The organism is Aeromonas sp. FDAARGOS 1409, from assembly GCF_019048705.1.
In the GTDB taxonomy this organism is placed as follows: domain Bacteria; phylum Pseudomonadota; class Gammaproteobacteria; order Enterobacterales; family Aeromonadaceae; genus Aeromonas; species Aeromonas sanarellii.
Genome location: NZ_CP077395.1, coordinates 2,465,663 through 2,487,444, shown reverse-complemented (window position 1 = coordinate 2,487,444; position 21,782 = coordinate 2,465,663). Strand labels below are relative to the sequence as shown.

At 64.4% G+C, this 21,782-nt stretch carries 19 protein-coding genes and 1 pseudogene; 18 read left to right on the top strand and 2 right to left on the bottom strand.

Going from position 1 to position 21,782, the window contains the following annotated elements; genetic code table 11:
• Window positions 1–18 precede the first annotated feature (18 nt).
• On the bottom strand, window positions 19–1,182 hold the full coding sequence (locus I6L39_RS11830; RefSeq protein ID WP_216989742.1) for an FAD-dependent monooxygenase: 1,164 nt from the start codon (window positions 1,180–1,182) through the stop codon (window positions 19–21).
• A 242-nt stretch (window positions 1,183–1,424) separates the two neighbouring features.
• On the opposite strand from I6L39_RS11830, the pseudogene miaB reads away from it, so the two are divergent.
• The 5 genes and pseudogenes from miaB to lnt all read left to right on the top strand — a co-directional run.
• Window positions 1,425–2,852, top strand: a pseudogene (gene miaB / locus I6L39_RS11825) (tRNA (N6-isopentenyl adenosine(37)-C2)-methylthiotransferase MiaB); the annotation flags it as partial.
• A gap of 129 nt (window positions 2,853–2,981) precedes the next feature.
• The gene (locus I6L39_RS11820) at window positions 2,982–4,037 is read left to right on the top strand and encodes a PhoH family protein (protein WP_042078916.1); all 1,056 of its coding nucleotides are present in this window, start codon (window positions 2,982–2,984) and stop codon (window positions 4,035–4,037) included.
• Window positions 4,034–4,504 carry an rRNA maturation RNase YbeY gene (gene ybeY, locus I6L39_RS11815; protein WP_209793379.1) on the top strand — a complete coding sequence of 157 codons (471 nt, stop codon included), beginning with the start codon at window positions 4,034–4,036 and terminating at the stop codon, window positions 4,502–4,504. The genes I6L39_RS11820 and ybeY overlap by 4 nt, the downstream gene beginning before the upstream one ends.
• A gap of 189 nt (window positions 4,505–4,693) precedes the next feature.
• On the top strand, window positions 4,694–5,575 hold the full coding sequence (gene corC, locus I6L39_RS11810; protein ID WP_042078914.1) for a CNNM family magnesium/cobalt transport protein CorC: 882 nt from the start codon (window positions 4,694–4,696) through the stop codon (window positions 5,573–5,575).
• A 147-nt stretch (window positions 5,576–5,722) separates the two neighbouring features.
• Window positions 5,723–7,300, top strand: coding sequence for an apolipoprotein N-acyltransferase (gene lnt / locus I6L39_RS11805; RefSeq protein WP_209793377.1), 1,578 nt, complete (start codon window positions 5,723–5,725; stop codon window positions 7,298–7,300).
• A gap of 71 nt (window positions 7,301–7,371) precedes the next feature.
• Here the strand turns inward: lnt and I6L39_RS11800 are convergent, their stop codons facing one another.
• Window positions 7,372–7,854, bottom strand: a complete 483-nt coding sequence (locus I6L39_RS11800; protein ID WP_042078912.1) for a zinc ribbon-containing protein — start codon at window positions 7,852–7,854, stop codon at window positions 7,372–7,374.
• Window positions 7,855–7,997: 143 nt separating this feature from the next.
• Here I6L39_RS11800 and leuS point away from each other — a divergent pair, with 143 nt between their 5' ends.
• The 13 genes from leuS (at window position 7,998) to lipB (ending at window position 21,701) form a co-directional block, all read left to right on the top strand.
• The gene (leuS, locus tag I6L39_RS11795; protein ID WP_216989741.1) at window positions 7,998–10,577 is read left to right on the top strand and encodes a leucine--tRNA ligase; all 2,580 of its coding nucleotides are present in this window, start codon (window positions 7,998–8,000) and stop codon (window positions 10,575–10,577) included.
• A 79-nt stretch (window positions 10,578–10,656) separates the two neighbouring features.
• Window positions 10,657–11,139: an LPS assembly lipoprotein LptE gene (lptE, locus tag I6L39_RS11790; protein ID WP_209793373.1), complete on the top strand. Its 483-nt coding sequence runs from the start codon at window positions 10,657–10,659 to the stop codon at window positions 11,137–11,139.
• Window positions 11,140–11,152: 13 nt separating this feature from the next.
• Window positions 11,153–12,187: a DNA polymerase III subunit delta gene (gene holA, locus I6L39_RS11785; RefSeq protein WP_209793371.1), complete on the top strand. Its 1,035-nt coding sequence runs from the start codon at window positions 11,153–11,155 to the stop codon at window positions 12,185–12,187.
• A 76-nt stretch (window positions 12,188–12,263) separates the two neighbouring features.
• Complete coding sequence (nadD, locus tag I6L39_RS11780; protein WP_209793369.1) at window positions 12,264–12,920, top strand: nicotinate-nucleotide adenylyltransferase; 657 nt, start codon at window positions 12,264–12,266, stop codon at window positions 12,918–12,920.
• A gap of 215 nt (window positions 12,921–13,135) precedes the next feature.
• The gene (gene rsfS, locus I6L39_RS11775) at window positions 13,136–13,474 is read left to right on the top strand and encodes a ribosome silencing factor (protein ID WP_042078907.1); all 339 of its coding nucleotides are present in this window, start codon (window positions 13,136–13,138) and stop codon (window positions 13,472–13,474) included.
• Window positions 13,475–13,514: 40 nt separating this feature from the next.
• Entirely contained in the window at window positions 13,515–13,982 is a 468-nt protein-coding gene (gene rlmH, locus I6L39_RS11770) for a 23S rRNA (pseudouridine(1915)-N(3))-methyltransferase RlmH (RefSeq protein ID WP_005298242.1), read from the top strand.
• Window positions 13,983–14,081: 99 nt separating this feature from the next.
• Complete coding sequence (gene mrdA / locus I6L39_RS11765; protein ID WP_216989740.1) at window positions 14,082–15,998, top strand: penicillin-binding protein 2; 1,917 nt, start codon at window positions 14,082–14,084, stop codon at window positions 15,996–15,998.
• Window positions 15,991–17,094 carry a rod shape-determining protein RodA gene (rodA, locus tag I6L39_RS11760; protein ID WP_042078904.1) on the top strand — a complete coding sequence of 368 codons (1,104 nt, stop codon included), beginning with the start codon at window positions 15,991–15,993 and terminating at the stop codon, window positions 17,092–17,094. Before mrdA ends, rodA begins: the two co-directional genes overlap by 8 nt.
• A 32-nt stretch (window positions 17,095–17,126) precedes the next feature.
• The gene (mltB, locus tag I6L39_RS11755; RefSeq protein ID WP_254203635.1) at window positions 17,127–18,107 is read left to right on the top strand and encodes a lytic murein transglycosylase B; all 981 of its coding nucleotides are present in this window, start codon (window positions 17,127–17,129) and stop codon (window positions 18,105–18,107) included.
• Window positions 18,049–18,978 carry a septal ring lytic transglycosylase RlpA family protein gene (locus tag I6L39_RS11750; protein ID WP_209793365.1) on the top strand — a complete coding sequence of 310 codons (930 nt, stop codon included), beginning with the start codon at window positions 18,049–18,051 and terminating at the stop codon, window positions 18,976–18,978. The genes mltB and I6L39_RS11750 overlap by 59 nt, the downstream gene beginning before the upstream one ends.
• A 165-nt stretch (window positions 18,979–19,143) precedes the next feature.
• Complete coding sequence (locus tag I6L39_RS11745) at window positions 19,144–20,373, top strand: D-alanyl-D-alanine carboxypeptidase family protein (RefSeq protein WP_042078901.1); 1,230 nt, start codon at window positions 19,144–19,146, stop codon at window positions 20,371–20,373.
• Window positions 20,374–20,653: 280 nt separating this feature from the next.
• A complete protein-coding gene (gene ybeD, locus I6L39_RS11740; protein ID WP_042078900.1) occupies window positions 20,654–20,917 on the top strand; it encodes a DUF493 family protein YbeD in 264 nt (87 codons plus the stop codon).
• Between the two features lie 91 nt (window positions 20,918–21,008).
• Window positions 21,009–21,701 (top strand): lipoyl(octanoyl) transferase LipB, encoded by a 693-nt coding sequence (gene lipB / locus I6L39_RS11735; RefSeq protein WP_216989738.1) that lies wholly within the window; start codon window positions 21,009–21,011, stop codon window positions 21,699–21,701.
• Window positions 21,702–21,782 lie beyond the last annotated feature (81 nt).

Genomic DNA, 21,782 nt, shown 5'->3' with positions numbered 1-21,782 from the left:
CAATGGAGGGAATGCCCCCTATACCAGCCCCAGGGCGTAGCGCAGCGCCATCTCCTTGAGGGGGCCCGCCTTGTCCGCCAGATTGAGGGCCAGGTTGCGGGCGAACTTGAGAGGCCCTATCTCGTTGCTGAACACCCCGTAGAAGAGATCCATCCCCGACTGCATCAGCAGGTTGTCCGGGCGGCGGCGCCGCTCGTAGCGCGCCGCCAGCGCCGGTGCATGCCACTGGGCCCCCGCCTTGCCAAGCAACTCGGTCCAGCAGGCCACGTCCTTGAAGCCGAGGTTCACCCCCTGCCCCGCCAGCGGGTTGATGGTGTGGGCGGCGTCGCCGAGCAGCACCACCCGACCGGCGCAATAGTCGTTGGCGTGGCGGCGTACCAGCGGGAAGCTCCCCTTGCCGGTGACGGTGAAGCCGCCGAGCCGGGCCGGGAAGTGGCGGCGCACCTCGGCGGCCAGGGCCTCGTGGCTCATGGCGGTGAGCGCCCGGATGCGGGCCGGGCTGTCGTACCACACCAGGGAGCCGTGGCGGCCCGGCAGGGGCAGGAAGGCGCGCGGGCCGCTCGGAGTGAACTGCTGCCAGGTGATGTCTTCCTGCTCGAAGTCGGTGTCGATATTGATCAGCATGCAGTGCTGGCGGTACTCGAAGCGCGACACCCCGATCCCGGCCAATTGGCGGGTGTGGGACTCGGCGCCGTCGCAGGCCAGCACCCAGCGGGCGCTAAGTTCGGTGCCATCGTCCAGGGTCAGCACGGCCTCTTCCGCACTCTGGCGCAGGCTTTTCACCGCCGCCGGGGTGTGGGTCTGGATGGTCGGGAAATCCTCCATCCTCTTGAGCAGGGCGAGCTGCACCAGCCGGTTCTCTATGATGTAGCCGAGCTGGGGCAGCCCCAGATCGGCGGCGTCGAAGCGGGTGGCGAAACCGTCCAGCTCCCAGGTCTCCAGCCGGCGATAGGGACACAGTCGCATCTGTTGCAGGTATTGCCAGGCACCGGCCCGGGTCAGCAGCGCCACCGAGGCCTGGCTGATGGCGGAGACCCGCAGATCCAGCGGCTGCCCGGGGGCGTAGGGCTCGGGCAGCCGGGTCTCGATGACCCGCACGGAGAGGCCCTCTGCCGCCAGCAGACAGGCGGTGGCGGCGCCCACCATGCCAGCGCCGACGATGGCGATATCACACTGTTCCATAACTTGATTCCTGCAAGGAGTCGCCCCGCACGAGGGCGCAAGGGCCGAACCGAATGGGGCATGATAGCGCAAGGCGATGGGAGAAACAGTGCGCCAGTCGCGCAATTGCCGGCGGCCATCCCAGGCCGGGCACGGCGAGGCCGGGGGGCGGCGGCCGGCCCCAGACTGGTCAGCACCGGGATTGCGGAGTAAAATGGCCGGTCCTTTGACCCTGCCGATTTCAAAAACAGTCAAGAGAAGCGATGAGCAAGAAACTTCATATCAAGACCTGGGGCTGCCAGATGAACGAGTACGACTCGTCCAAGATGGCCGACCTGTTGGATGCCAGCAACGGCTACACGCTGACCGAGGAGCCCTCCGATGCCGACGTCCTGCTGCTCAATACCTGCTCCATCCGCGAGAAGGCCCAGGAGAAGGTGTTCCACCTGCTCGGTCGCTGGAAGAAGCTCAAGGCGAAGAAGCCGGGGCTGGTGATCGGCGTGGGCGGCTGCGTCGCCTCCCAGGAAGGGGACAATCTGAGAAAACGCGCCCCCTATGTGGACATCGTCTTCGGACCCCAGACCCTGCACCGCCTGCCGACCATGATCAAGCAGGTGCAGGAGGGCCATGGCGCCCAGGTGGACATCGCCTTCCCCGAGATAGAGAAGTTCGACAACCTGCCCGAGCCCCGCGCCGAGGGGGCCACGGCATTTGTCTCCATCATGGAAGGCTGCTCCAAGTACTGCTCCTTCTGCGTGGTGCCCTACACCCGCGGCGAGGAGGTGAGCCGTCCGCTCGACGACGTGCTCTACGAAATCGCCCAGCTCGCGCAGCAGGGGGTGCGCGAGGTGAACCTGCTCGGCCAGAACGTCAACGCCTACCGGGGCCCGACCTTTGACGGCGGCCACTGCACCTTCGCCGAACTGCTACGCCTGGTGGCCGCCATCGACGGCATCGATCGCATTCGCTATACCACCAGCCACCCCATCGAGTTCACCGACGACATCATCGAGGTCTATCGGGACACCCCCGAGGTGGTCAGCTTCCTGCACCTGCCGATCCAGAGCGGCTCGGATCGCATCCTTACCATGATGAAGCGCCCTCACACGGTGCTGGAGTACAAGTCCAAGATCCGCCGTCTGCGCGCCGTGCGCCCCGACATCACCATGAGTTCGGACTTCATCGTCGGCTTCCCGAACGAGACGGACGAGGACTTCGAAGCCACCATGAAACTCATCGAGGAGATCAACTTCGACATGAGCTTCAGCTTCATCTACAGCCCGCGCCCCGGCACCCCGGCCGCCGATCTGCCGGACGACGTGGACATGGAGGTGAAGAAGGCCCGCCTGACCCGGCTGCAGAACCGCATCAATCACCAGTCCATGCTCATCGGCCGCGCCATGCTGGGCTCGGTGCAGCGCATCCTGGTGGAGGGGCCGTCCAAGCTCGATCCCATGCAGCTTTCCGGCCGCACCGAGAACAACCGGGTGGTCAACTTCGAGGGGCCGCACCGCCTGATCGGCGGCTTCGCCGACGTGGAGATCACCGACGTGCGCCCCTACTCATTGCGCGGCCGCTTCATCCGCGGCGAGGACGAGATGAGCCTGCGCATCGCCACGGCGCCGAGCGAGATCCTGGCCCGTCGCCCCGACAACGTGCCCGATGGGTTGGGGGTGGCCGCTTTTACCCCCGCTCCAAGCGAAATCCAGGTCCAATCCGGCCGCCCCGACAACGAGCCCGATCCCCTGGGCGTTGCGGCCTTCACTCCCCATTAATGTCTCTTCCCTCACAGAAGGGAAGAACCTTGAAACGAGGTCAATTTGAGCCGACATATCGCGACCCTGAACCTGCATCTGGAGCCCGCCGACAACCTGCGTCTCGCCAGCCTGTGCGGCCCCTTTGACGACAACCTCAAGCAGCTGGAGCGCCGCCTCGGCATCGAGATCAGCTACCGGGACAACCACTTCCAGGTGCTGGGCAAGCAGGCCCAGGTGGACGCGGCCGCCGTCATCCTCAAGCACCTCTATGTGGAGACCCAGCCCCTCAAGGGGGGCAAGGTGACCGACATCACCCCCGAGATGGTGCACCTGACGGTGCAGGAGTCCCGCGTGCTGGAGCAGGACGACGAGGAGGTGCCTAGCCTCCCCTATGGCAAGGAGGTGACGGTCAAGACCAAGCGTGGCCTCATCAAGCCGAGGAGCCCGAACCAGGCCCAGTACATCGCCAACATAGTGCGCCACGACATCAGCTTCGGCATAGGCCCCGCCGGCACCGGCAAGACCTATCTGGCCGTGGCCGCCGCCGTGGATGCCCTGGAGCGCCAGGAGATCCGCCGCATCCTGCTGACCCGCCCGGCGGTGGAGGCGGGGGAGAAGCTCGGCTTCCTGCCAGGGGACCTCTCCCAGAAGGTGGATCCTTACCTGCGCCCCCTCTACGACGCCCTGTTCGAGATGCTGGGCTTCGAGCGGGTGGAGAAGCTGATGGAGCGCAACATCATCGAGGTGGCGCCGCTCGCCTATATGCGCGGAAGAACCTTGAACGACGCCTTCATCATCCTGGACGAGGCCCAGAACACCACCACCGAGCAGATGAAGATGTTCCTGACCCGCATCGGCTTCAACTCCAAGGCGGTGGTCACCGGCGACATCACCCAGGTGGACCTGCCCCGCAGCACCAAGTCCGGTCTGCGCCACGCCCTGGAGGTGCTGCAGGGAGTCGACGGCCTGTCGTTCAACTTCTTCGAGTCCAAGGACGTGGTACGCCACCCCGTGGTGGCCCGCATCGTCCAGGCCTACGAGGCGTTCGACGCCCAGCAGGCGGCCGAGAAGGCCGCCGCCAGCAACAAAGAGAACATCAGCAGAGAGAATGCCCAATGAGCCTGACCCTGGATCTGCAACTGGCCTGCGCCAGCCCCGACGGCCTGCCGAGCGAGGCCCAGCTGCAAGGCTGGCTCGAGGGCACCATCCTCGGCTTCCAGCAGGAGGCCGAGGTGACGGTGCGCATCGTCGACGAGGCGGAGAGCCGCGAGCTCAACCACACCTATCGCGGCAAGGACAAGCCCACCAACGTGCTCTCCTTCCCGTTCGAGGCCCCTCCCGGCCTGGAACTGCCCCTGCTCGGGGATCTGGTGATCTGTCGCCAGGTGGTCGAGGCCGAGGCCGTCGAACAGGGTAAAACCCTGGACGCCCACTGGGCCCACATGGTTGTGCACGGCAGTCTGCATCTGCTAGGTTATGACCATATCGAGGACGAGGAAGCCGAGGAGATGGAGCAGCTAGAGCGCGACATCATGCAGGAGCTGGGCTTTGCGGACCCCTATCTGGACGACGATGTCGAAGGATAAGGTGAATCAAGAGCCGCTCAGATGGTGCCGTTTCGAACGCGACATCATGCAGGAACTCGGTATCGCCGATCCTGGTCTGAACGACGAAGAGTAAAACACCGGATGGTCATCGCCTTGAAACAGCCGATGCCTATCCTCATATAGCCACAACGATTTCAAGTGTGTTCATACGAGTAACCAAGAGAGAAAATGACCGACGATCACCCTAGTACCGGCTCGCCGAAGAAAACCTGGCTCGACAAGCTCAGCCAACTCTTCCAGGGCGAGCCAAAAGACCGCAACGATCTGGTGGATGTCATCGCCGATGCCGAGGAGCGAGACCTCATCGATCAGGACACCAAGGACATGATCGAGGGCGTGCTCGAAATTGCCGAGCTGCGCGTGCGCGACATCATGATCCCCCGCTCCCAGATGGTGACCATAGAGAAGTCCCAACCGGTGGACGACTTCCTGCCGGTCATCATCGAATCCGGCCACTCCCGCTTCCCGGTGATCAACGAAGACAAGGATCACGTGGAGGGCATACTGCTCGCCAAGGATCTGCTGCCATTCGGCTTCGGCGGCCATCATGCCAGCGAGCCGCTGCAGCTCGAGAAGATCCTGCGCCCCACCGTCATCGTGCCGGAGAGCAAGCGGGTCGACCGCCTGCTCAAGGAGTTCCGGGAAGAGCGCTACCACATGGCCATAGTGGTGGACGAGTTCGGCGGTGTCTCGGGTCTGGTGACCATAGAGGACATACTGGAGCTCATCGTCGGCGAGATCGACGACGAATTCGACGACATCGAGGACGAGCCGGTCGATATCCGCCGCATCAGCAAGCGGGTCTTCTCCGTCAGCGCCCTCACCGAGATCGAGGACTTCAACGATTTCTTCGGCACCCAGTTCAGCGATGAAGAGGTGGATACCGTCGGCGGCCTGGTGATGCACGCCTTCAGCCACCTGCCCAAGAAGGGCGAGGAGATCGAGCTCGACGGCTACCTGTTCAAGGTGATGCACGCGGACCGGCGTCGGCTGCAACAGCTGCAGGTGAAGATCCCGGAGCATCACGCGGCGGCCCAGCCGGAGTCCTGATCTCTCCCGTCCCGGACCTGACGTTCAACGCCCCTGCCAAGGGGCGTTTGTCATTCTGTCAGGCCCCTACCCTTTCATTCTCCCTGCCACCGCCCCTTGATGTCCCGGCCGCCGGGAGGCTCGCCGTTGGCACCGTTTGCGGTTAAGATGTCGGCCACTTTATTTTATTCAGCCCAATTCGAGCCCCGATCCCCCGTGAAATCGAAACTCCTGACAAGCCTGTTCGCCCTGGCCTCCGGTGCCATCGCCGTGCTGGCCTTCTCTCCTTTCGGCTACTGGCCCCTGGTGATCCTCTCCCTGCTCGGCCTCTATGCCCTGCTGGACAAGGCCAGCCCCAGGCAGGCGGCCTGGCGCGGCTTCGGCTACGCCATGGGCCTGTTCCTGCCGGGCCAGTGGTGGATCCACGTCAGCATGACGGAGTTTGGCGGCATCCCGCTGCCGGCCGCCTTCGTGCTGCTGGCCGGGCTCTGCGCCTATCTCTCCCTCTATCCGACCCTGGCCTGCTGGCTGTTCGCCCGCGTCTTCGCCGGCCGCCACTGGAGCCGCTGGCTGCTCGCCTTCCCGGCGCTCTGGCTCGGGGCCGACTGGCTGCGGGGCTGGGTGATGACCGGCTACCCCTGGCTCTGGTTCGGCTACACCCAGATAGACGGCCCCCTCAAGGGGTTCGCTCCCCTGCTGGGGGTGCAGGGCATCACCCTCGCCCTGCTGCTCACCACCTCCGCCCTCTGGCTGGTGTGGCAGAGCCGCAAGCCGGCCTGGCTGCTGCTGCCCGTCGCCCTGGTGGGGGCGGCGCAAGGATTGATGCAGCTCAACTGGGTCACCCGGGGGGAGCCGGTCAAGGTGGCCCTGGTGCAGGGCAACATCGCCCAGTCCCTCAAGTGGGATCCTGAGGCCCTGATCCCCACGGTGCGCACCTACCAGGACTTGAGCCGCGAGAACCAGGATGCCGACATCATCGTCTGGCCCGAGTCCGCGATCCCGGCCATCGAGAAGGAGATGGGCACCTATCTGGAGAGCCTGGACAAGGCGATGAAGGTGAACGATACCGGCCTGCTGGCCGGCATCATTCACTACGATCTCCAGCAGCAGCGCTTCTACAATACCGTGCTCGGCATGGGGGTGCAGGATGCCGAGGGCAAGGAGTCCTATCACTACGAGCACAAGAACCGCTACTACAAGTACCACCTGCTGCCCATCGGCGAGTTCGTGCCCTTTGAAGATCTGCTGCGCCCCATCGCCCCCTTCTTCAACCTGCCCATGTCCTCCTTCAGCCGGGGGGACGAGGTACAGCCGAACCTGATCGCCAAGGGGCTCAAGTTCGCCGCGGCCATCTGCTACGAGATCATCTTCCCAGACGAGGTGCGCCGCAACGTGCAGCCGGATACCGACTTCCTGCTGACCGTCTCCAACGACGCCTGGTTCGGCACCAGCATAGGCCCCTGGCAGCACATGGAGATCGCCCGCATGCGCGCCCTGGAGCTGGCCCGCCCGCTGCTGCGGGACACCAACACCGGCATCACCATAGTCACCGAGATAGACGGCAGCATCATCGCCCAGATCCCGCAGTTCCAGGCCGGGGTCTTGAGAACCGAGGTGCGTCCCGCCCACGGCGAGACCCCCTACCTGCGCTTCGGCAGCTGGCCCATGTACGGCATCGCCGCCCTGCTGCTGGGCCTGGCGCTGGTGCTGCGCCCCCGCGCCCATCCCTGGGCCCGCAAGGCCTGAAGAGATAGACGTAGATAAATAGCAGAGGCGCCCTTGGGCGCCTCTCTTTATATGCTGTTGTCAGGCGGAAATCAGGGCGAGAGCGGCTCGCGATGATACTCGTCGGCCCCGCACTCGGGGCAGGTGCCGAGCTGTTCAGGATGCAGCACCGTATGGCGCCACTCGCAGTGATCGCACACCAGCACGCCGAGTCCGACCCAGTCCCCGGCCCGGTAGATGCCCTTGTGCTCCAGCTCGTCCGCGAGCTCCTGCCACTCCACCTGGGCGCGGTCGGTCACGTCCGCCAGCCAGGACCAGGCGGTGTCTTTCAGGGCCAGCATAAAGGCGGATTCGGGCACCTCTTGCTTTCCCTCGTCGTAGTTGCCGAGATCCCGCTTCACGTATTCGGCGATCAGGGCGAGTTCATCCTTGGTCAGATCCCCCGCCGCTTCCATATAGGCCTGCACCCTGGCGATCATCCGGTTGAGACGCTCCCCCTGGAACTCTTCCGTCTCCTCCCACTGCTTCCTGAGCTGGGCGATAAAGGCTTCATACCCTTTCTGGCGTTTGTCCATGGTGTTGCTCCTGTACAGATAGCTGATCGTGCCCGGCCGGGGACCGGCGGATGCTGGCGGTTGTTGCCGCCGCAGGATATGGGTATTCTATTGCGATTTCCCAGCCGTTTTATCTATTCATTTCACAGATCCGGATGTCACCAATGCAAGAGCAATACGTTCCCCAATCCATAGAACCAGCAGTGCAGCAGCACTGGGATGCCAAGAAAACCTTCAAGGCGGTGGAGAAAGTAGACAAGGAAAAGTTCTACTGCCTCTCCATGTTCCCCTACCCGTCTGGTCGACTGCACATGGGGCACGTGCGTAACTACACCATAGGTGATGTGATCTCCCGTTATCAACGACTCAACGGCAAGAATGTGCTGCAACCCATCGGCTGGGACGCCTTCGGCCTGCCGGCGGAGAACGCCGCCATCAAGAACGCCACGGCGCCGGCCCCCTGGACCTACGAAAACATCGAATACATGAAGAACCAGCTGAAGATGCTGGGTCTGGGCTATGACTGGGACAGAGAACTCGCCACCTGCAAGCCGGACTACTACCGCTGGGAGCAGTGGTTCTTCACCAAGCTCTACGAGAAGGGCCTGGTCTACAAGAAGACCTCCTCCGTCAACTGGTGCCCGAACGACATGACGGTGCTGGCCAACGAGCAGGTGATCGACAACTGCTGCTGGCGCTGCGACACCCCGGTGGAGCAGAAAGAGATCCCCCAGTGGTTCATCAAGATCACCGACTACGCCGAAGAGCTGCTGAACGACATCGACAACCTGGAAGGCTGGCCCGAGATGGTCAAGACCATGCAGCGCAACTGGATCGGCCGCTCCGAAGGGGTCAACATCAGCTTCGCCGTCGATGGCCAGGATGAGCACCTGGAGGTCTACACCACCCGTCCCGACACCTTCATGGGCGTGACCTATGTCGGTATCGCCGCCGGTCACCCGCTGGCCGCCCAGGCAGCCGAAGGCAACCCCGAGCTCGCCGCCTTTATCGAGGAGTGCAAGCACACCAAGGTGGCCGAGGCGGACATGGCGACCATGGAGAAGAAGGGCATGGCCACCGGCCTCTACGCCATTCACCCGCTGGATGGCCGCAAGGTACCGGTCTGGGTCGCCAACTTCGTGCTGATGAACTACGGCACCGGTGCCGTGATGGCGGTGCCCGGCCACGATCTGCGCGACCACGAGTTCGCCACCAAGTACGGCCTCGAGATCAAGCCGGTCATCAAGCCGGCCGACGGCGAGGCGCCGGACGTGATCGCCGCCGCCTATACCGACAAGGGCGTGCTGTTCAACTCCGGCGAGTTCGACGGCCTCGAGTTCCAGGCGGCCTTCGATGCCATCGCAACCAAGCTGGAAGGGCTCGGCCGCGGCAAGCGCACCGTCAACTACCGCCTGCGCGACTGGGGTGTCTCCCGTCAGCGCTACTGGGGCGCCCCCATCCCCATGCTGACCCTGGCTGACGGCACTGTGGTACCGACCCCGGAAGACCAGCTGCCGGTGCTGCTGCCGGAAGACGTGGTGATGGACGGCATCCAGAGCCCCATCAAGGCCGACCCCGAGTGGGCCAAGACCACCTACAACGGCCAGGAAGCGTTCCGGGAAACTGACACTTTTGACACCTTCATGGAGTCCTCCTGGTACTACGCCCGCTACTGCTCCCCGGACTACGACAAGGGCATGCTGGATCCGGCGGCCGCCAACCACTGGCTGCCGGTGGATCAGTACATCGGCGGCATCGAGCACGCCTGTATGCACCTGCTCTACGCCCGCTTCTTCCACAAGCTGCTGCGCGACGCGGGCCTGGTGAACAGCGACGAGCCGTTCAAGCGCCTGCTCTGCCAGGGTATGGTGCTGGCCGATGCCTTCTACTACAAGGACGAGAAGGGCGGCAACGTCTGGGTCAGCCCCCTCGACGTCAAGGTAGAGCGGGACGACAAGGGCCGCATCACCAAGGCGGTGGATAACGATGGCCGCGAGGTGATCCACTCCGGCATGACCAAGATGTCCAAGTCCAAGAACAACGGCATCGATCCCCAGCTGATGGTGGAGCGTTACGGCGCCGACACCGTCCGTCTGTTCATGATGTTCGCCTCCCCGGCCGACATGACCCTGGAGTGGTCCGATTCGGGCGTTGAGGGCGCACAGCGCTTCCTGCGCCGCCTGTGGCGCACCACCTTCGAGCACGTCTCGGCGGGTGCCGTGCCGGCGCTGGATGTGGCGTCCCTCTCCAGCGAGCAGAAGGCCGTGCGCCGCGAGCTGCACAAGACCATCGCCAAGGTGAGCGACGACGTGGGTCGCCGCCAGACCTTCAACACCGCCATCGCCGCCATCATGGAGCTGATGAACAACCTGGCCAAGCTGGGCAGCGACGAGCAGGACAGAGCCCTGATGCAGGAAGCGCTGGAAGCCGTGGTGGTCATGCTCTACCCCATCACCCCGCACATCGGCTTCGAGCTGTGGAAGATGCTGGGCAAGGAAGGGGACATCGACGTGACCGGCTGGCCGGTCGCCGACGAAGCGGCCATGGTCGAGACCGAGAAGCTGGTGGTGGTGCAGATCAACGGCAAGATGCGCGGCAAGCTGACCGTGCCGGCCGAGATCAGCCAGGCCGACGTCGAGAAGCTGGCCATGGCCGACGCCTCGGTGCAGAAGTTCACCGACGGCCTGACCGTGCGCAAGGTGGTCTATGTGCCGGGCAAGCTGCTCAACATCGTCGCCAACTGATCTCTGGTCACCAAATCTGACCAACTGAAGACGGCGGGCCTGGCCCGCCGTCGTTCAAGCACAGCAAAGAGGATTTCATATGGGCATGTCCCTTACTCGCTGGATTGCCATCATGCTGACGGGCCTGCTGCTGCAGGCCTGCGGTTTTCAGATGCGGGGCACCGCCATCCCCCCCGAGCTGATGACCATGAAGGTGGTCGGTGACAACAAGAGCGACTTCTATCGCCTGGTGACCACCCGCCTCAAGGCCTCCGGGGTGACCCTGGCGGACAAGGAGGGCATTCCGGTGCTGACTCTGGCTGGCGTGCGCAGCACCAGTCAGGTCGCCTCCGTCGACGCCATCGGCCAGGATCGCGAGTACCTGCTGGGCTACAGCACCCAGTTCAGCGTGACGGTGCCGGGCAAACCGACCCAGGTCTTCCCCATCACCTTCAACCGCAGCTTCCTGAACAAGCCGGATGCGGCGCTCGCCTCCTCCCGCGAGCAGGAGCAGCTCGGCAAGGAGATGCAGGAGCAGGCCGCGAACCTGGTGATCCGTCAGCTCAGCCAGGTCAAGTTCTGATGCGAGCCTCCTGATGAGAGTCTATCCGGAGCAGTTCGCGGACCATCTCAAGGCAGGGCTCAAGCCCTGCTATCTCGTCTTTGGGGACGAGCCGCTGCTCAAGCTGGAAGCCATCGACGCCGTGCGTCAGGTCGCCCGCAAACAGGGGTTCGATGAACGCCACAGCTTCGTGGTGGAGGCCGGGCTGGACTGGAACCAGGTCTATGACGCCTGCCAGGCCATGAGCCTGTTCTCCGCCCGCCAGATCATCGAGCTGGAGCTGCCGGCCAAGGTCGACAAGGATCTGGCCGCCCGCATCGCCGAGATAGCCAAGCAGTTGCACCCCGATCTGCTGCTGGTGCTCTCGGGCCCCCGCCTCAACCAGACCCAGATGAAGGCGGCCTGGTTCGACAAGCTGAGCCAGAGCGGCACCTATGTGCCGGTCAACCACCCCGAGCCCCGCTTCTTCCCGCGCTGGATGAGCGCCCGTTTCCAGCGCTTCGGCCTCAAGGTGCTGCCGGACGCCGTCAACTTCATGTGCCACAGCTACGAGGGCAACCTGCTGGCCGCGAGCCAGGAGATAGAGAAGCTGACCCTGCTCTCGCCCCCTCAGCCGATCACGGTCGCCTACCTGCAGGAGACCATCATCCGCCACGCCCACTTCACCCCGTTCCAGCTCATCGACACCCTGCTGGAGGGCAAGGTGAACCGGGCCCAGCGCATCCTGTTGGCCCTGCGCGCCGAGGGCACCGAGCCCGGCATGCTGGCCTGGACCCTGTGCCGGGAGCTGGAACAGCTGACCGAATTGGCGCTGGCGGCCAGGGCCGGTCAGCCCCTGGTGGAGCACTTCTCGCGCCTGCGCATCTGGCAGAGCCGCCAGCAACTGATCCAGCAGGCCCTGACCCGGCTGCCCTTCGCCAAGCTGCAGCAGCTGTGGCAGCTGATGGCCCGGCTCGACGACGCCCAGCGCCGCTTCGATACCGAGCAGGCCTGGCTGATGTTGCAGACCCTGGCGCTGGGTTTTCGCGATGGCACCCCGCTGCCGCTGCTGGAGGCGGATCCATGCTAAACGCACCCATCGGCATCCTCGGCGGCACATGCGAGCCGAGCCATATCGATCACCTTGTTCAGACAGGGGCAGAAGAATGACGCTGAGACCACCCATCGGCATTCTGGGGGGGACTTTCGATCCCATCCACATCGGCCATCTGAGACCCGCCATCGAGGCCCGCGAGGCCCTGCGGCTGGCGGAGGTTCGCCTGGTTCCGAACCATATCCCCCCCCATCGCGCCAGCCCCTACTGTTCGAGCGAGCAGCGCCTCGCCATGGTCGCGCTGGCAGCGGCGGAGAATCCGGGCTTCGTGGTGGATGAGCGGGAGCTGGATCGGGACAGGCCTTCTTACACCATCGACACTCTGATCGCGCTGCACGCCGAGCTGCCAGACACCCCAGTCTGCTTCCTGATGGGCATGGACTCCCTGCTCGGCCTGCCGAGCTGGCACCGCTGGCAGGAGCTGCTCGACCATGCCCACCTGGTGGTGAGCACCCGCCCCGGCTGGCAACCGGACTATCCGGCCGAGGTGGCCGATCTGCTGGCCCGTCACCAGACCCAGGACAGCGAGGATCTGCATCGTCACCGCCACGGCCATATCTGGCTGGCGGGCAACCTGCCCGTCGAGCTCTCCGCCACCCGGCTCAGAGCCCTGCTGGCATCGGGCCGGGATCCCAGGTATCTGCTGCCCGCGCCGGTCGCCGATTACATCCGGCTGCACGGCCTCTATCGGCCAACCCGGGGCCAGTGAACGGGCCAAACGGTGCGGCCCAGCCAGCCGACACCCTGAGGCGCACCCGGCACCGGCCCGGCTATTGCCGGAGCGGGTTGCGCACTATAGTGATCGTTAAGGGGTTGCCCCTACATGAGTGGCAACCCCGGATCCGCACCCTTTGCCAGGCTGGGAAACGGGAGTGACCATGATATAATCCGCCGCCCTCTGGCGCCGGAAGATAGGAGAAGACATTGCAAGGCCAAGAATTGCTCGCCTTTATCGTCGACAAGATCGATGACATGAAAGGCCGCGACATCATCATCCTCGATGTGCGCGGCAAATCCAGCATCACGGACACCATGATCATCTGCTCCGGCAACTCCAATCGCCACGTCAGTGCCATCGCCCACAACCTCGCCAGCGAGGCGCGCCACGCCGGGCTCGATCTGCTCAGCGTGGAAGGCGAACTCACCGGCGAGTGGGTGCTGGTGGACATGGGCTCGGTCATCGTGCACGTGATGCAGGATGAGTACCGCGACTTCTACCAACTGGAAAAACTCTGGGGCGGTGCCCAGGTGAATGCACAGTAAACGTGCAGACGCGCAAAAAAGGGCAAGGGCGTAGAGCAAGATGAAGATCCAGTTGATTGCAGTGGGCACCAAGATGCCTGCCTGGGTAGAGCATGGCTTCGAAGAGTACCGTCGCCGTTTCCCGAAAGACATGCCGTTCGAGCTGGTCGAGATCGGCGCCGGAAAACGCGGCAAGAATGCCGACATCCCCCGCATCCTGCAAAAGGAGGGGGAAGCCATGCTGGCGGCCGCCGGCCGCTCGCGCATCGTGACCCTGGACATTCCCGGCAAGCCCTGGACCACAGAGCAGCTGGCCGTGCAACTGGAGGCCTGGAAGCTGGATGGCCGCGACGTGGCGCTGCTGGTCGGGGGGCCTGAAGGCTTGTCTCCCGAGTGCAAGGCCGCCGCCGAACAGAGCTGGTCCCTGTCACCGCTCACCCTGCCCCATCCGCTGGTGAGGGTGCTGGTGGCAGAGAGCCTCTATCGTGCCTGGAGCATCACCACCAATCACCCCTATCACAGAGAGTGACCCATGCAGAGCCCACGCACTCCGCTCATCCAACCGGCCCCCGGAGCCTGAGCATGCATATCGCCTCTCTCACCCGTACGTCAGCCACAAGGTAACGGCATGCTGAAGAATCGCATCGAAATGCGCGACCACAGCGCCGAGGGGCGCCTGTTCTTCCGGCGCACCCTGGTCGCCTACATCGGCATGGTCGTGCTCATGCTGGTGTTGCTCGGCAACCTCTACTACCTGCAGGTAGAGTCTTACGAAACCTATCAGACCCGTTCCAATGACAACCGGATCCGCGTCGTGCCGGTGGCGCCGCCCCGCGGCCTCATCTATGACGCCAACGGGGTGCTGCTGGCGGAAAACCGCCCCGTCTACAGCCTGGAAATCGTGCCGGAAGAGACCGAGAACCTGGAGCAGACCGCCGACGATCTCATCGCCCTGCTGGCCCTGCCGGAGGGAACCAAGGAGAAATTCCTGGCCGAGGTCAAGCGCCAGCGCCGTTTCAAGCCGGTGCCCTTGTTCGAGAAGCTGAGCGAGTACCAGGTCGCGCTCTTCTCGGTCAACCAGCACAACTATCCGGGGGCCAGCATCGAGGCCTACCTCAAGCGCTACTACCCGTTCGGCGACACCCTGACCCATGCGCTGGGCTATGTGGCGAAGATCAACACCCGCGACGTGGAGCGTCTCGAGAAGGAGGAGAAGCTCGCCAACTACGCCGCCACCAAGGACATCGGCAAGCAGGGGGTGGAGAAGTTCTACGAGGACGAGCTGCACGGCGTGGCGGGTTACCAGGAGGTCGAGGTCAACAACCGCGGCCGGGTGGTGCGCACCCTGAAGTTCCAGCCTCCCGAGCCCGGCAAGGATATCTACCTCAACATCGACATCCGTCTGCAGTTGAAGGCGCAGGAGCTGCTGGCCGGTCGCCGGGGCGCCATCGTCATGATGGAACCCAACACCGGCGCCATCCTGGCCATGGAGTCGAGCCCGAGCTATGACCCCAACCTGTTCGTGACGGGCATCTCCAGCGCCAACTACTCGGCGCTGCTCAACGATCCCGCCAGGCCGCTGGTGAACCGCACCACCCAGGGCATCTATGCCCCCGCCTCCACCGTCAAGCCCATGATGGCGGTGATGGGGCTGAACGAGGGGGCCATCACCCCCAACTATCGCTACTTCGGCGGGCCCAGCTTCTCCATCCCTGGCACCACCAAGAAGTTTCGCGACTGGCGCCGCTGGGGCCACGGCTGGCTCGACGTCTACCGTGCCATCGAGGTGTCGGCGGATACCTACTTCTACGATCTCGCCTACCGGGTCGGCATCGACAAGATCAACAGCTACATGACCAAGTTCGGCTTCGGCCAGTACAGCGGCGTCGATCTGTTCGAGGAGACCAAGGGGGTCATGCCGTCCCGGGACTGGAAGATGGCTCGCTGGCGCCAGCCCTGGTATCAGGGGGACACCATCTCCATCGGCATCGGTCAGGGCTACTGGAGCGCCACCCCGATCCAGCTGGCCAAGGCCATCAGCATCCTGACCCAGAACGGTCACGACGTGACGCCGCACCTGCTCAAGAGCACCGCCTCCTCGGACGGCGTGGTCAACGCCCCCATCAACCCGAACGTGGCCATCGCCACCAAGAGCGACACCTACTGGCAGGTGGCCAAGGACGGCATGTGGCGCGTCATCAACGGCCATGAAGGCACCGGTCGCCGGGCCTTTGCCAATACCCCCTACAAGGCGGCGGGCAAGTCGGGAACCGCCCAGGTGGTGGGCCTCAAGGAGAACCAGGTCTACAACGCGGCCACCACCAAGATGGAGCACCGCGACAACGCCCTGTTCGTCGCTTTCGCCCCCTTCGAAGCCCCCAAGGCCGTGGTCGCCCTGGTGCTGGAGAACGCCGGGGGCGGCAGCGCCATGGCCGCCCCGGTGGCCCGCCACATGCTGGATGCCTATCTGTTGCCGCCGGAGCCCCAGCTGCCGCCGGCCCCGGCCAAGCAACCCAAATCTGAAGAGGTCGCCCCTCATGAGTAATTCCGCCCGCCAGCAGAGCATCTGGTACAGGCTGCACATCGACCTGCCGTTGCTGCTCGGCCTGCTGGCCCTGATGACCCTCTCCATGGTGGTGCTCTACTCGGCGTCGGGGCAGAGTGTCGACGCCATCGTACGCCAGCTGGTGCGCGGCGGCCTCGCCTTCGCCCTGATGATCGGCATGGCCCAGCTGCCCCCCTCCCTCTACGCCCGCTGGTCCGTGCCCCTGTTCGCCGTGGTGGTGCTGCTGCTCATCGCGGTGGACGTGTTCGGCCATATCGGCAAGGGGGCTCAGCGCTGGCTCGACCTCGGCTTCATGAAGTTCCAGCCCTCCGAGGTGATGAAGCTCTCCATGCCCATCATGGTGGCCGCCTGGCTCAGCCGCCATTCGCTGCCGCCGAAGTTCAGCCACGTGATGATCGCCCTGGTGATGGTACTGCTGCCCACCCTGCTGATCGCGGCCCAGCCCGATCTCGGTACCTCCATCCTGGTGGCCGCCTCCGGCTTCTTCGTCATCTTCCTGGCGGGGATCAGCTGGTGGCTGATCGGGCTGGCGGTGCTGCTGATCTGCGCCTTCATGCCGGTGCTCTGGTTCTTCCTGATGCACGACTACCAGCGCCAGCGGGTGCTGATGCTGCTGGATCCGGAGAAGGACCCGCTCGGCCGCGGCTATCACATCATCCAGTCCAAGATAGCGATCGGTTCAGGGGGCGTCTTCGGCAAGGGGTGGCTGCAGGGCACCCAGTCCCAGCTGGAGTTTCTGCCCGAGCGCCACACCGACTTTATCTTCGCGGTGTTCAGCGAGGAGTTCGGCCTGGTGGGGGTGGCCCTCTTGCTGGTGATCTACCTCTACATCATCAGCCGCTGCCTCTTCATCTCCATGCAGGCCCAGAACAGCTTCGAGCGCCTGCTGGGCGGCGCCCTGACGCTGACCTTCTTCGTCTATGTGTTCGTCAACATGGGCATGGTGAGCGGCATACTGCCGGTGGTGGGGGTGCCCCTGCCGCTGGTGAGCTACGGCGGCACCTCCATGGTGACCCTGATGGCGGGCTTCGGCGTCCTGATGTCCATCCAGACTCACAGAAGACTGCTGGCCTGATGATCCGGGGGCTGCAAAGGCTGGCCTGCGGGATGCTGGCAGCCTGGTCACTGACGGCAGGTGCGGCTTCCGAGCCACCCCAACTGGCACAACTCGCCCTGCAGCACTCGGTGCCGCTGGCCGAGCTGCAAGCCGCCGCCGCCCAGGCCAGGGTGCGCCAGGAGGTGCTCGACACCATCAGCAAGCCCTGGGAGGCCAAGCCCTGGCACCGCTACCGGCCGCTGTTCGTCACCCCGGAGCGGATCCGGGACGGGGTCGGCTTCTGGCAACGCCATGCGACCACCCTGGCGCAGGCCGAACAGCGCTACCGGGTGCCCGCCGCCCTCATCGTCGCCATCATCGGCATCGAGACCTTCTACGGCCGCCAGATGGGCCGCCATCCGGTACTCGACAGCCTCTATACCCTGGGCTTCCACTACCCCGAGCGGGCCGACTTCTTCGCCAAGGAGTTTGCCCAGCTGGTGCTGCTTGCCCGGGAGGAGCAGTGGTCGCTCACCACCCTCAAGGGCTCCTATGCCGGCGCCATGGGCATGGGCCAGTTCATGCCCTCCAGCTATCGCCACTACGCGGTCGACTTCGACGACGACGGCAAGCGGGATCTGTTCGCCAACCCGGCAGATGCCATCGGCAGCGTGGCCAACTACTTCGCCGAGCATCGCTGGCGCTGGGGGGAGTCGGTGGTCGAGCCCGCCTTGATCGGATTGGCACCAGTGGGTACCCTGCTGGCACCCGAGCCCGAGCTCAAGCAGCGCTGGGCCGAGCTGGCGGCCGCGGGCATCGAGCTCGCCACCCCGCTGGCACCCGACACGCCGGTGAAACTGCTGGCATTGGAGCAGGCCGAAGGACCGGAATACTGGGTCGCGCGCCACAATTTTTACGTGATCACCCGCTACAACCGCAGCCCTCTCTATGCGATGGCGGTGCATCAACTCAGTCAAGCCATCCAGGACGCTTATGCATTACAGCCACAAACTTCTTCCCCTCAGCCTGACCTTGTTGCTGGCCGCCTGTAGCAGCCAACCCGAACCCCAGCCGCTGCCCCCGGAGCCCGTCCCCCAGGAGAAGCCCCAGGTCATCGAGATCCCCCAGGCCACCGGCGCCATTCCCCGCCCCGAACCCATGAGCGAGAGCGGCAACCGGGACTACTGGATCGGCAAGCAGAAGTTTGAGGTGTGGCGCGACATCAAGCACTACAGCGAGGAAGGCACGGCCAGCTGGCTCGCCCGGGATCTGGACGGCAACAAGACCGCCAACGGCGACGTGCAGGACAGCACCCTGTTCAGCGCCGCCCACCGCAACCTGCCGCTGCCGAGCTATGTACGGGTCACCAACCTGGACAACGGGCTGGAGACCATAGTACGCGTCAACGACCGCGGCCCCTTCGGCAGCGATCGCCTCATCGACCTCTCCCACGCCGCCGCCAGGCAACTGGAGATGGTGGACGGTGGCGAGGCCAGGGTGCGCCTCGAGCTCATCACCGATCAGCCGGACCAGATGGTCGAAATGGTGCCCATGACCCCGATGACGCCCATGGTGCCTGCGGCGCCGGCCGCGGATACCTTCGTCAACGAGACGCCGGCCGCCACCCCGCCGGCCAAGGCGGCTCCGGCAGCGGCACCGGCCGCCACGGCGACCAGCACCCTCTCAACTCCCAAGGCCGCCACCGGCCAGGGCAAGATGATCCAGGTGCTGGCGAGCGGCTCCGAGACCCGGGCCCAGGCCATGGGCAAGGTGATGACCCAGCGCTACGGCGTGCCCTATCAGGTGGTGGCCCACGGCGCCGTCTTCCGCGTCCTGCTGGGACCGGTGGCGACCGATCAGCAGGCGACCCTGCTGGAACAGATCCGCCAGGGCGGGCTGGAGCAGGCCTTCATCGTTCCCTGACATAGCCCCCGACCTTACGCCGGGATACGACGCGAGGTCGGGGACAACCCCATAAAATCCCGTCCAGATCGCATCTCGGGCTATGACCGACACGCACATCTGGTATAGTGAAGCCCGCTTTTTTTCAACTTGGGTACACCCCATCCAGGCACCAGGAATTTCAAGATGTCCAAATTTGCCCGTTCCGTTATTCTGGCCTCCCTGTTAAGCGCCACCGCTCAGGCCAACCAGCCTGTTCCGACGCCGGATTCGGCCCTGCCGAGCGCCCAGCCGGTCCCCACTTTGAACAGCGCCCCCATGGTGATCCCCGCCGCGCCGGAGATCTCCGCCAAGGCCCACATCCTGATCGACTACTTCTCCGGCCAGGTGCTGGCCGAGCAGAACGCCGACGAGCGTCTGCCGCCCGCCAGCCTGACCAAGATGATGACCTCCTACATCGTCGGCGACGAGCTGCACAAGGGGAACATCAAGGGCACCGACATGGTGACCGTCAGCCAGAACGCCTGGTCCAAGAACTACTCCGACTCCTCCAAGATGTTCATCGAGGTGGGCAAGCAAGTCTCCGTCGATGATCTGAACAAGGGCATCATCATCCAGTCCGGCAACGACGCCTGCGTGGCCATGGCCGAGCACCTGGCGGGCAGCACCGACTCCTTCGCCAGCCTGATGAACGCCTGGGCCGCCAAGCTCGGCATGAAGGACTCCCAGTTCAAGAACCCCCACGGGCTGGATGAAGAGGGCCACTACAGTACCGCCCGCGACATGGCCCGCCTGGGTCAGGCCCTGATCCACGATCAGCCGGAGGAGTACAAGATCTACTCCCAGAAGTCCTTCGTCTTCAACGGCATCACCCAGCACAACCGCAACCGCCTGCTGTGGGATCAATCCCTGCAGGTGGACGGCATCAAGACAGGTCACGTCAGCCAGGTGGGCTACAACCTGGTCTCCTCCGCCACCAACAACGAGGGCATGCGCCTGATCGCCGTGGTGCTGGGCGCCAGCAGCGAAGCCACCCGCGCCGCCGAGAGCAAGAAGCTGCTCACCTACGGCTTCCGCTTCTTCCAGAGCCTGACCCCCTACAAGGCGGGCACCGAGCTGGTGACCCAGAAGATCTGGATGGGTGACAAGCCGGAAGTGAAGCTGGGGGTCGACAAGGACGTCTCCGTGCTGGTCACCCGGGGTCAGGGCAACAACCTGAAAGCGGACTTCCAGTTGGAAAGCGAGCTGAAGGCGCCCCTGGCCAAGGGTCAGCGCGTCGGCACCGTGTACCTCAAGCAGGGGGACAAGGAGATCAAGCAGGTGCCCCTGGTCGCCCTGGAAGAGGTGCAGGAAGGTGGCCTGATGAGCCGCCTGTGGGATTACCTGGTGATGCTGGTCTCCAGCTGGTTCAAGTAACAGACCCCTCCTCCAGCAGCGGCGCCAACAGGCGCCGCTGCTGTCTTTTGCGGTCTGTCCAGTCAATAACCCTGTAATCTGCAGGTTCCGCCGACTGACGATTTGTGGTAAAAAGCAGCATTTCCACGTCTTGCCGAACCGCCGGGCCTTGATCCCGAGGCGGCTCATGCCCATATAGAATGGGAGACTGCCCCTTCTGGGCAGATAGGGGGACCGTTTAAACGGCCCTCAAAGACGTAAAGATGACGTCGCTTCCCGGCGACCCAGAAAGGTGAAGTAGATGAATACCAAGTTTGATGAACTGCTGGAGTTCCCCTGCAAGTTCCCGTTCAAGGTGCTCGGCGTGGCCGATCCTGCCCTGCCCGACATGGTGGTGGAAGTGCTGCAGCAACACGCCCCCGGCACCTACAGCCCGACCGTCCAGCCGAGCTCCAAGGGCAACTATCACTCGGTACGGGTGACGGTCACCGCCCATAGCAAGGAACATATCGAAGCCATGTACACCGCTCTTGGCAAGATCGAGCTGGTTCGCTACGTCCTGTAAGTCGCCTCTCTCGCCCCGCCACCGGGGCGACTGATTATTTGCCAGCCGGCGACACGCGCCGGCCGACCCAAGCGCCTGTCAGTGAGGAAAGATGTCACCCGAAACGCCCGCCGAGCCACAACCGTCAGCCGGCCAACTGCTCGTCAGACAGCTGGGCCGTCGCCCCTACCAGCCGGTGTGGGACGCCATGAAGGCGTTCACCGACAACCGCACCCCCGACACCCCCGACGAGTTCTGGGTGGTGGAGCATGACCCCGTCTACACCCAGGGTCAGGCCGGCAAGGCCGAACACCTGCTCGCCCCCGGCGACATCCCGGTGGTGCAGAGCGATCGCGGCGGTCAGGTGACCTATCACGGCCCGGGCCAGCTGGTGCTCTACGTGCTGGTGGACGTGCGCCGCAGCAAGCTCTCGGTACGCGAGCTGGTGACCTGCCTCGAAACCGCCATCATCAACACCCTGGCCAAGAGCGGGATTGAGGCTTATGCCAAACCCGATGCCCCCGGCGTCTACGTGAAGAGCGAGCTGGGCATGGAGGCCAAGCTGGCTTCCCTGGGTCTGCGCATTCGCAAGGGCTGCTCCTTCCACGGGCTGGCCCTCAACGTCGACATGGACATGACCCCCTTCCTGCGCATCAACCCGTGCGGCTATGCGGGCATGGCCATGACCCAGACCAGCGCCCTGGGCGGCCCCCGGAGCGTGGCCGAGGCACAGTCCCTGCTGGTGACGGAGCTGGCCCGCCTGATTGGCTACCAAGAGATCACGAATACCGAAGAGGCGGCATGAGCAGGCTCATGCCCCACGGCCACCAGGGCTCAGCGATGCCCCTGGTGGCCATCAACCAGACAATAACAAACACCGAGAGTG

Bases quoted from the DNA above. Each gene is read 5' to 3' on its own strand.
- I6L39_RS11830 (WP_216989742.1), bottom strand. From the start codon at position 1,182: ATGGAACAGTGTGATATCGCCATCGTCGGCGCTGGCATGGTGGGCGCC.
- ybeY (WP_209793379.1), top strand. From the start codon at position 4,034: ATGAGCCTGACCCTGGATCTGCAACTGGCCTGCGCCAGCCCCGACGGC.
- corC (WP_042078914.1), top strand. From the start codon at position 4,694: ATGACCGACGATCACCCTAGTACCGGCTCGCCGAAGAAAACCTGGCTC.
- lnt (WP_209793377.1), top strand. From the start codon at position 5,723: ATGTCGGCCACTTTATTTTATTCAGCCCAATTCGAGCCCCGATCCCCC.
- I6L39_RS11800 (WP_042078912.1), bottom strand. From the start codon at position 7,854: ATGGACAAACGCCAGAAAGGGTATGAAGCCTTTATCGCCCAGCTCAGG.
- leuS (WP_216989741.1), top strand. From the start codon at position 7,998: ATGCAAGAGCAATACGTTCCCCAATCCATAGAACCAGCAGTGCAGCAG.
- lptE (WP_209793373.1), top strand. From the start codon at position 10,657: ATGGGCATGTCCCTTACTCGCTGGATTGCCATCATGCTGACGGGCCTG.
- holA (WP_209793371.1), top strand. From the start codon at position 11,153: ATGAGAGTCTATCCGGAGCAGTTCGCGGACCATCTCAAGGCAGGGCTC.
- nadD (WP_209793369.1), top strand. From the start codon at position 12,264: ATGACGCTGAGACCACCCATCGGCATTCTGGGGGGGACTTTCGATCCC.
- rlmH (WP_005298242.1), top strand. From the start codon at position 13,515: ATGAAGATCCAGTTGATTGCAGTGGGCACCAAGATGCCTGCCTGGGTA.
- mrdA (WP_216989740.1), top strand. From the start codon at position 14,082: ATGCTGAAGAATCGCATCGAAATGCGCGACCACAGCGCCGAGGGGCGC.
- rodA (WP_042078904.1), top strand. From the start codon at position 15,991: ATGAGTAATTCCGCCCGCCAGCAGAGCATCTGGTACAGGCTGCACATC.
- mltB (WP_254203635.1), top strand. From the start codon at position 17,127: ATGCTGGCAGCCTGGTCACTGACGGCAGGTGCGGCTTCCGAGCCACCC.
- I6L39_RS11750 (WP_209793365.1), top strand. From the start codon at position 18,049: ATGCATTACAGCCACAAACTTCTTCCCCTCAGCCTGACCTTGTTGCTG.
- I6L39_RS11745 (WP_042078901.1), top strand. From the start codon at position 19,144: ATGTCCAAATTTGCCCGTTCCGTTATTCTGGCCTCCCTGTTAAGCGCC.
- ybeD (WP_042078900.1), top strand. From the start codon at position 20,654: ATGAATACCAAGTTTGATGAACTGCTGGAGTTCCCCTGCAAGTTCCCG.
- lipB (WP_216989738.1), top strand. From the start codon at position 21,009: ATGTCACCCGAAACGCCCGCCGAGCCACAACCGTCAGCCGGCCAACTG.